6 protein-coding genes are annotated in these 9,911 nt (G+C 38.2%); all 6 read right to left on the minus strand.

The features are described 5' to 3' along the window. A partial coding sequence (locus ABWO41_RS11240; protein ID WP_353137734.1) for a DUF4968 domain-containing protein occupies nt 1–392 on the minus strand: 392 nt, incomplete at its 3' end. A gap of 64 nt (nt 393–456) precedes the next feature. Continuing rightward, complete coding sequence (locus ABWO41_RS11245) at nt 457–2,922, minus strand: glycoside hydrolase family 95 protein (RefSeq protein ID WP_353137736.1); 2,466 nt, start codon at nt 2,920–2,922, stop codon at nt 457–459. Between the two features lie 19 nt (nt 2,923–2,941). Further along, nucleotides 2,942–4,912, minus strand: a complete 1,971-nt coding sequence (locus ABWO41_RS11250; protein ID WP_353137738.1) for a glycoside hydrolase family 97 protein — start codon at nt 4,910–4,912, stop codon at nt 2,942–2,944. 33 nt (nt 4,913–4,945) lie between these two features. Further along, nucleotides 4,946–5,785, minus strand: a complete 840-nt coding sequence (locus ABWO41_RS11255; protein WP_353137740.1) for a sialate O-acetylesterase — start codon at nt 5,783–5,785, stop codon at nt 4,946–4,948. 11 nt (nt 5,786–5,796) lie between these two features. Then, a complete protein-coding gene (locus ABWO41_RS11260; RefSeq protein WP_353137742.1) occupies nt 5,797–7,722 on the minus strand; it encodes an alpha/beta hydrolase in 1,926 nt (641 codons plus the stop codon). A gap of 153 nt (nt 7,723–7,875) precedes the next feature. Continuing rightward, a complete protein-coding gene (locus ABWO41_RS11265) occupies nt 7,876–9,636 on the minus strand; it encodes a glycoside hydrolase family 43 protein (RefSeq protein ID WP_353137744.1) in 1,761 nt (586 codons plus the stop codon). Between the last annotated feature and the right edge of the window lie 275 nt (nt 9,637–9,911).

Consider the following 9,911-nt stretch of genomic DNA (forward strand, 5'->3'; position numbering starts at 1 on the left):
CCGGCATCATTAAACGGGGTAAACTGACTATCGCTCAATTGTTCATTCAATAGCGTTTTTCCCGAAATATGATGGTAAGAAACGGTTCCCGACTTTAAATCGAGCTTAAGATGTAAATCTGCCGTTCGAAGAGTTAGCTCATTACCTTGCTGATTTACTGTAAAAGGAGTCTTTTGTTCAGACTTAATAACAGAAAGGCTTTCTTTCAAAAAATCCACTCCTCTGGGGTATTTTATGGTTCGTATGATTTTAGAATTATAAACCTTAATCTCTACCGAGATATTTTCTGTTGAGAATTTAATTCCTGTATTAGTTTTGGTATAAGTCTGCCCAACGCTAATTTGGGATAGAATTAATAACCATGAAATACTTATAAATATAATTTTTCTCATTACCTGTTATAGTTAATACTGAGTGTTATATCAATGGTACGTTCGTAACCTACATTCTATTAATTTAATCTCTGTTTCCCCGGAAAAAAGTATAAGTTTTACCGGCAACAGTAGGTACATCATATTCATAAACTGCCTTTAGATTATTTCCTTTTAAGACGGCTTTGTCAGACACTATCGCTTTTGCGCCAGTTATGGTATTCATTAATATATTCGGGTTATCTTCCTCTGCCTTTCTTAATCCTTGTCCTTTCAGCGGTGCATATGATCGCAAGCGAAGATTACCGCCAATTTTAGATAATACCTTTACTTCCTGAACTGCACCTGCCTGCCACTTCATATCTATTTCAAAACCTCCACGGGCTACAATTCCGGACACAGAACCGGTATCCCAGACATCAGGTAAAGCTGGCAACAAGTGTAATGCTCTATCATGACTTTGTACCAGCATCTCTGCAACACCTGCGGTAAGACCAAAATTTCCATCAATCTGGAAAGGAGGATGGGCGGTGAACATATTCGGGTAGGTTCTGCCATCTCTATTTTCCTTATCAACCAAGGTTAGCATATTATTAATAATCTTATACGCCCGGTTGCCTTCTAAAAGCCGGGCCCAAAGATTTATTTTCCAGCCTATAGACCATCCTGTCGCAAAATCTCCTCTGTATATTAGTGAGTTGCGTGAAGCTTCAAATAGTTCCGGAGTTGTATAAGGTGAAATCTGATTACCGGGATATAATCCATATAAATGAGAAACGTGCCGATGCTCGTTCTTCGGGTCGTCTACATCTTCAAGCCATTCCTGCAATTGCGTATACTTACCTATTTGCATTGGTGGAATTCGTTTTGCCATAGATTTTAACCTAGCAATATAGCTGGTATCTTTTCCCAGTATTTCACCAGCCAACGCCGTCCTTGTCAAAACATCAAAAACCAACTGGTTATCCATTGTAACACCAGCGGTTATTGGACCATGTTCTGGCGATATAGAAGGAGACACTACCATCCAATCTTTATATTTAGGATGCGCTATTAAAAATGACAAGAAAAAATCTGCTGAACCTTTTAGAATTGGATAGGCTTCTGCTAAGAATTTTCTATCTCCTGTAAATAAATAATGTTCCCATAAATGCTGGCTCAACCATGCTCCGCCTGTAGGCCACATACCCGCAGCTGCAAAATCTATCGGGCTGGTGACACGCCAGATATCCGTATTATGATGAGCTACCCAACCATCTGCGCCATAGAGCGTTTTTGCTGTTTCTCTGCCACTTTCACTTAAGTCTTTTAACATCTGAAATAGCGGCTCATGCGTATCAGATAAATTGGTAACCTCTGCCGGCCAATAATTCATTTCTGTGTTGATATTGATCGTATATTTACTGTCCCAGGCCGGGTGCATAGAATTACACCAGATACCCTGTAAATTTGAAGGTTGCCCTCCCGGTTGTGAGGACGAAATCAACAAATACCGCCCGAATTGCATGAGCAAGGTCACCAAAGCAGGATCCTGTGTTTCCTTAAAATTACGGATCCGTACGTCTGTAGGCTCTTCTTTAGAAATATCCTGACTTCCGAGATTGAGTTTAAATCTACCAAACTGCTTATAATATGTCGCTGAATGTTGTTGCAGCGCAGATTTAAAATTTTTCTTTTTTGCAACAGCTAACTTAGAAGCAGCTCGCTCCGCAGGATTGGCGTCTACGGATTTATAATTGGTAAAATTAGTCCCTATAGATATATAAATAGTGGCTGAGCTTGCTTCTGTTATATTAATTTTATGATCAGAAACCGCTACATGCCCATCCGCATGACTAACCAAGGTATGTATTTGATATCTGATTTTTCCTTCTATACCTTCATGGTCCGAACCTCTTCCTTCTAAAACCAGGGAATTATCTTTCTTTGAAACCGTATGTTGGGAAGGATTGACATACCCGATGTCAAAATTTAAGGCTCCCTTCTCGCTGGACGTAAGCTGCATAATGATAACGTCATCGGTAAAGGAAGAAAATACTTCACGGGTATATTTAACTCCATTAACAGTATAAGTAGTTTTAACAACTGCCTTATTTAAATCGAGTTCTCTATAATAATTCTCATATTGATTATGTCCCGGAAAATTAAGAATCAGGCTTCCTGCTGTTTGAAAGGGCATGCCATGTGTTTGGGTAAAAAAGCTTTGATTGATAAGTTTATCCGCTTCCTGTGTTTGGCCATCAAACACCATTTTTTGAACCAGAGGCAAAACTTCGAGAGCTTTATTATTATCGTTACGATATGGTCCCCCACCCCAAATGGTTTCTTCATTTAGTTGAAGTTGTTCTCTTTGAGGAATCCCATAAACCATAGCACCTAAACGCCCGTTTCCTATCGGTAAAGCTTGCTCCCAAACATTATCAATTACAGGTTTATTGTACCAAAGTTTTAAATCATCCTGACTATAAGCTTTAAACGGAAAAACCAGTATATGTAAGAAAAGAAGTTGTAAAATCCTTTTGCATGTAACCTTCTTAATTATATATTCCATAATCAATTGCATCATAAAATTACTCGCTCGCTACTATCACAAATCCTCCATTAGCTTGTATTTCTATATCAGTAACACCATTCTTTTTAACTATTAACTCTTTCGTATAAGGCTGCTTAAGTTTATCGTCATTATATAATTGAGACTTTTTACCTTTTAGCATAGGAAGGTCCAGTTTCAGTTTCAATGCGTCTCGCTGTGCATTGACGCCAGCTATATACCATTTAGACCCATTCCGGCGAGCAACCACACTGTATTTTCCCGGAAAACCGTCTATATAAACGGTTTCATCCCAGGTGGTAGGCAGGTTGCGCATAAAATCTATTTCGAATTGCGGAACGTCATGCAAATTATTCGGTGTCAGGGCAAACATCTGTACCGGATTCTGAAAAAGAACTCCCGTAGCCAGTTGAAAGATATCAGTTGTTAATCTTTGCTGTCCCTGCTTATTGCCCTTATTAAGGAATTTATTCAACATCACACCTCCATATTCCATGGAGGCCACTGTATTTCTTATAAACGGATGCAAAGTGGCATAAAACGCTTCATTATCGCGGGCATGTTGAGAGAAAATTTGCATTTCTGAAGCCAATACAGCTTCGCTGCCGACAAAATTCGGATACATGTGCTCCCACCCTCTTGGAAGTGTTGCGCCATGAAAAATAATCATCAAACCATAGTCATTGGCATCCGATAAAATATCTTCATACAAACGCATGGTTTCTTGTTTGTCTCCTCCAAGGAAATCCACTTTCAATCCCTTTACTCCAACTTTTTTTAACCATTTCATTTCCTGTTTTCTGGCTATTGAGGTATTCATTTTATGTAATGGTGTCTGGAATGCATCGTTAGCAGAGCCATTTGAATTATACCACAGAAACACATCTACACCTTTGGATTTGGCGTATTTAATAAGCTCCTCCATTTTTGAATAACCTATTCTGGTATCCCACCAGGCATCTATAAGTATATATTCGAAACCAAGCGCTGCGGCCAGATCAATATATTTCACCTGATCTTGATAATTCATACTTTCATCCTGCCATATAATCCAGCTCCAGGTACCTTTTCCATACTTATACTTTTGCGTTGCTTCATATAAAGGTTCAACCACATCAAAAGCTATAGTAGTTTCTACTATTGGCTTAAGATTATCGCCTACAGTTATTGTTCGCCATGGCGTTTTCCCCGGCAACCCTATTTGTGCACCAGTGCTGCCAAAGCCGTTATTTTGCTTAATATTTGGGTATTCAACAGTATAAACACCATTCCTCCATGAACTTAAATGAGAAGCGCAATAGAGACTACTAACTCCTGTCTCGGAAAGCAGAACCCATCCATTATCTCCTATTTTAAATAATCCCGGAAAAACATAACCTTCCCCTGACGTTGATTTTTCTAATGGTGCATCTGCTTCGTATCCACTTTCATAACTCGGTGCTGTACGAGCAAAAGCTACCATTGGTGTCATCATAGGCGACAGAAAAGTTGTGGTATGTGAAGGGAAACGAAAACCAGTAGTCTCTTTTTCTACTACACAAACTATTCGTTCGCCCCAGGTTGGCAGTTCATATCTGAATGCGATATCGTTATTACTTATCTGAAAAAGTACCGAAATCTGTTTTTTATCTGCGTTTTCAAAAGTACACTTAATTGTATTGGCCTGATAGGTTATTTCACTTCGCTTAATTTTATCTTGTATATAGTCGTGACTTACGTGTCCCACATCTGATTTAAGCAATTTCATGCCTTTACTAAAATCTCCCTCGTTGGTTATAATCCCAAGGGGAGATTTTTCCAGCATGGTTTTATTTTTAAAAAAAACAGAAAAATTTGGCAGGCCATCTTCTGCATTAATTTTAACCGTTAACTGTTTATCAGGACTAGTAGCGACTATTTCTTCCGCATGGGATAGAAATCCAGAAACCACTAAAAAACAAAAAAATAAAATAGTCTTGAAAGTATAAGTATATCGAAGTTTAATCATCATATCTTGCTTATAAGGTTTATTAATCTTATAACTTTAATTAGTCAATAAAGTAAGCATCTTACTTGCGTAACGGTTCCCCAATTCTTTGTAACCCACCGCTGTAAAATGTAAACGGTCTGGACCTGCCTCACATCCTTTTGACGATATCACATGGGCATTGGGTATAAATCCGGGTAGCTGTCCGATAATTTCATTCATACCTGCACATACACCGTTTTGTTCTGCATGAACTACCTCTCCGGCTAATAAAGGTACTTTTGAAGGATTCAGATTTAAGTCCTGAATTAAATCCCCATAAACATCTTTAACTTTTTGTGGCCACGAAGTATCTCCGGTATTAGATTCGCCCTGGTGTAAGAGTATTCCTTTAATAACTCCGGATTGTTGCGCAACTTTTGCCATCTCAATCAGTCTTTGATAAGGATTATTACCATAGGCTTTTAATGCACTTACCATCCAATCTGGCGCTGTGTTTATATAAGATTCACTATATTTTTTATGAAACAACTCAATTTTGCAACCGCCTACTGCCACATTTACAATTCCTATAGTTACACTATCAGGCAAACTGTTCGCCATGGCTCTCCCAAAGTAATCTGCCGGGCCAAGACCTGTATTACATCTTACCAGAGGAGCTATAGCGTCGTACCAATCACCTTGTTCTCTTTTAAGATCTTCGCAGGAAACCGCTTGAAGTAGTTTGACACGTTTATTAACAGGCAAATTGGTATCGGTTTCTACCCTTGCATGTCCCTCCATATTAGATTGTCCAAAACAAAGGTATATGTGAAAGTTTTTGTTTACTTGCTGCGAAAAGCTATTTAAGGTAGCTCCAGCTATTATAATCAACGTAATAAGATATTTATTTTTCATCTGTATGGCATTTATTGTTTGAATAAAGTTTGAGCAAACTGGTGTAAGCTTCTTCTCCACACTGGCCAGGTATGCCCTCCCGGATATTCCTGGTAAGTATATTTAAGCCCCATATCGTCGAACTTCTTTAGCATGATTTTACAGTTTTCGTAAGCTATATCCTCTTTTGCCCCCATAGATATCCATAGATTCTTCACGTTTTTGTTAATTGTCGCAACATTTTCCTGAATAAAATCATAATGTGGTTTTGAGAGCTCGGGTCTGTTAGACCACCATCCTGAACTGAATACGCCCAAACCAGAAAACAAGTTGGAGTGCTTAATTCCGGCATGTAAGGTTTGCATACCACCCATAGATAGTCCTGCTAAGGCTCTATCTGTGGCTTTATCAGATACCCGATAAGTTTTTTCTACAAAAGGAATTACCGCTTTTATCAACTCGTTTTCAAACATAGCTAAAGAGCGATCTGTAAATCCTGCTATGCCAGTAGACAGATTACCGTCCAACATAACCACAACCATTGGTTTCGCTTTTTTGTCGGCTATCAGGTTATTTAAAATAAGATCTGCTTTACCCTGGGCAGACCATCCTCTTTCATCCTCGCCACCACCATGAAGAAGATAAAGCACCGGAAATTTGCTGCTCGCCTCTAAATCGTAAGAAGGCGGTGTATATACATATAGTTTTCTCCACGATTTGGTAACATCAGAATAATATCTTTTCATCCGTACTTCTCCTTGCGGTACGTCCCTTTCATTATAAAAAGGTTCTCCCGCAATCGGAATTTCTATACCGCTTGCCATTCTTCCCATTCCGTAAAAAGTTTCACTTGACGGGTCGGCCACAACCACACCATCTATAATCAAGGAATAATAGTTAAATCCTTCATTTATTGGTTCGGTTGTAACTGTCCAAACTCCGTCTGTTCCTTTGATTAAATCGTATTTCTTACCCAGATCTATCTGTATTTTTTGGGCTTCCGGAGCTTTTACCTTAAAAATCACCCGCCTATCCGGTAAAACTTGCGGATATTTTGCCGATCGAATATTGGTGGATGCGGGCGTACCTAAAACTGTATATTTCGGAAAAGTGGTGCTGTCTATCGGCTTAAATAAGAATTGGGAAAACATGTACAAATCGTTTTTCCAAACTTTAAAATCGTGGTTACCGGGTTCTACATAATAGATATGAGGTACTTTATGATTTTCTAAATATTCATGGGTACTTTTACTTACATTTAAAAGTCCATCATTATCGCCACAAGAAATCCACAACAATTTGAGCTTCTTTTTTGCTTCTTCTGGATTAGCCAGTAATTCTTTTCCTCTTTTGGTGTTAGGAGCCGAAGAAAAACCTCCTACCCATGCAAATTTGTCCAAATTAGCTAAACCAAAATTCAAAGACTGACCGCCGCCCATGGATAAACCTGCAATAGCCCGGTATTCGCTTTTTGACAATACCGGATATGTTTTCTCTATATGCGGTATCAAATCGTTTAACAAATCTTTTTCAAAAACCGAGAAAGCATTTACTTTTTCGGCCTCCATAATATTTCCTACCGCCCGGTCATCTTTCATTGCCCGTCCGTTCGGCAAAACCACTATCATAGGCTCCAGCTTATTTTGTGCATACAGATTATCCAATATAACCTGTGGATTTCCCTGGTTATACCATTCATTTTCGTCTCCGCCTATTCCGTGTAATAAATAAAGCACCGGGTACTTTTTACGTTTGCTAAACCCTGGCGGAGTATACACTCTTGCTTTACGGTCTGCACCAACGGTTTTAGATTTGTAGATAATCATCTCAACATTTCCATGAGCTATTCCTTCGCGTTGAACATCAAAACCTTCTGGTGCCTGCATTTCAGAAGGTTGCGCAAACAGTGAAATCGAAAACATCGAAAACACCAGAAATAAACAAACTAATTGCTTCATATTTGGCTTATATTATTTGGTTAATCCTCATTATTGGTTATATCCCTGTTTCAATACACTAAAGCATAATTTCTTTAGAGAGTTAATTTCAATTGCTAAAGAGTTACGCTAGCCTATGAAACAGGGCTTTTTGGTTTGGAATGCTTTCTAAATTTATTTTATGACTGATAGATCCATATTGTTATTTAAGGTCGCATACAAGCCTATTAAATTTCCTGTAAAACCTTGCGCAACATTAGTAGACAAAATATCTCCTGACACTATTCCGCCAAGCCTTGTGTAACCAGCTGTACCGCTTTTAAAAGCAAATTCATAGTTATCTCCATTTGCTTTAACCTGTAAGCGAAGTGGCTTATTAATATCCACTTTCTCACTAGCTACTATAGTTTTAATACCATTTTGCGTACGCTGTAATACTATATAATTTGTCTTTCCTTTTTTGGTGATACCAAACACATAATTAAATTTCTCATTCTGCATACAAACTAATCCTGCTAAGTCTTTTTCTGAATTTGGCTGATAGTTTATAGCAACCTCGGCAGAAAAATTATTATGCTGTTGTCTGTAGAATAAGGTCGATGTAGGTTTAACTTCGCTTATATTGACTGTAAATGGTTTAATACGGAGTCCGCCTTTTTTATCAGAATGTACAAAATGCTCTCTGGGTCCTCTTACTCCAATCCACCTGTAGTCTAGTTTTTCATTATCAAAGTTATCTTTAAACTCAAAGTTACCGGATGGGAAAAAGCCCTCATCGCCTTTTTTATTTACAACACCCGCTGGTGTTTTAATTGTGGCCGGCATAGGTTCTAAACCATTTTCAAAAACAGGAAACTCTCCGGTCCAGTCTACCGGTAATATAAAAGTTTCTCTCCCTGTATTTACCCGGTCTTTTTCATTTGGCCTGATTGCCAGAAAAACGCCATAATATTTTCCGTCTGGCCCTTCAACTAAATCTGCATGTCCGGCCCAGTCTACCTTATCAGGTCTATTTGCCGGCAAATGTCTTTGCGTTAGAATAGGATTTTTTGGAGCCGGTGTATATGGCCCTCTAGGATTATCTGAACTAAAAATCACCTCGCTGTGCGCTCCTCCTGTACCTCCTTCTGCACACATCAGGTAATAACGCCCGTTCTTTTTGTAGATGTGTGGCGCTTCAATCCAGATTGGCTTTTTCGAAATATCAACGCCTCCATTTACTATAATCTTGTCTGTTCCCGGAACAACTCTATCGTTCTCTAAATCATAGTCCCAGATTTTAATGACACGATGACCATTATACAATTCGGCCTCTTTTGCTGGCGCGTCATTATGAACCACATAAGCCTTACCATTATCATCGAAAAACATAGAAGGGTCTATACCATCAAATTGAAGTTTTATGGGATCGCTCCATCCTTTAAACGGATCTTTTGTCTTCACAACGATGTTACCAAATCCTCCTGAAAACTGAGTGGTTATCATGTAAAATGTATCATTATACTGATTGTATTTAATAGCAGGAGCATAAACTCCAAAATTCATCAAGGTGTTTTCTACTTTTAACTGTGAAGGCCTATCCAATACATGGCCTATCTGCCTCCAGTTAACCAAATCCTTAGAGTGGAAAATAGGTACTCCAGGAAAAAAAGTAAAAGAAGAGTTTACCAAAAAATAGTCATCGCCTTTTCTGGTGATTGCAGGATCCGGATAACAACCCTGTAAGATACTTGTATAAAAATTATTGGAGCTAACGGGATTTTCTCTGTAAACTTTATCATCTCCTTTATAGGCAAAATTGCTAAATATGGGTTCATTGGTACGCTCTTTAGATTCTTGCGGTTCAACAGATTTACAACTTTGTGTGAAACAAGATAAAACGAGCAAACAACTGGAATAAAATTTTAAAGGATGAAATACACTCTGTCTTCTCATATCTAAATTGAATTAAGCTTATAAAGCAATTTTGCAATTGTTATTGGTTAACCTCAAAATGCAAATTGTAATGAATTGCATCATGACCTGACAAAAGTATCTACTGTTTAAAGCCTCGAAGGGGACATTTCATCATTATAGTTATAAAAATGTTCAAGATTTGGTGTTTAATAAGGTATTCAAGGTTTATACACCTGAGCAAATTGTTATTAAAAAAAACAAGGCATTACTAAAAAATAATGCCTTGTTTTTATTTTATTGTTTTTTGTTTGAAC

The organism is Pseudopedobacter sp. (assembly GCF_040392825.1).
In the GTDB taxonomy this organism is placed as follows: domain Bacteria; phylum Bacteroidota; class Bacteroidia; order Sphingobacteriales; family Sphingobacteriaceae; genus Pseudopedobacter.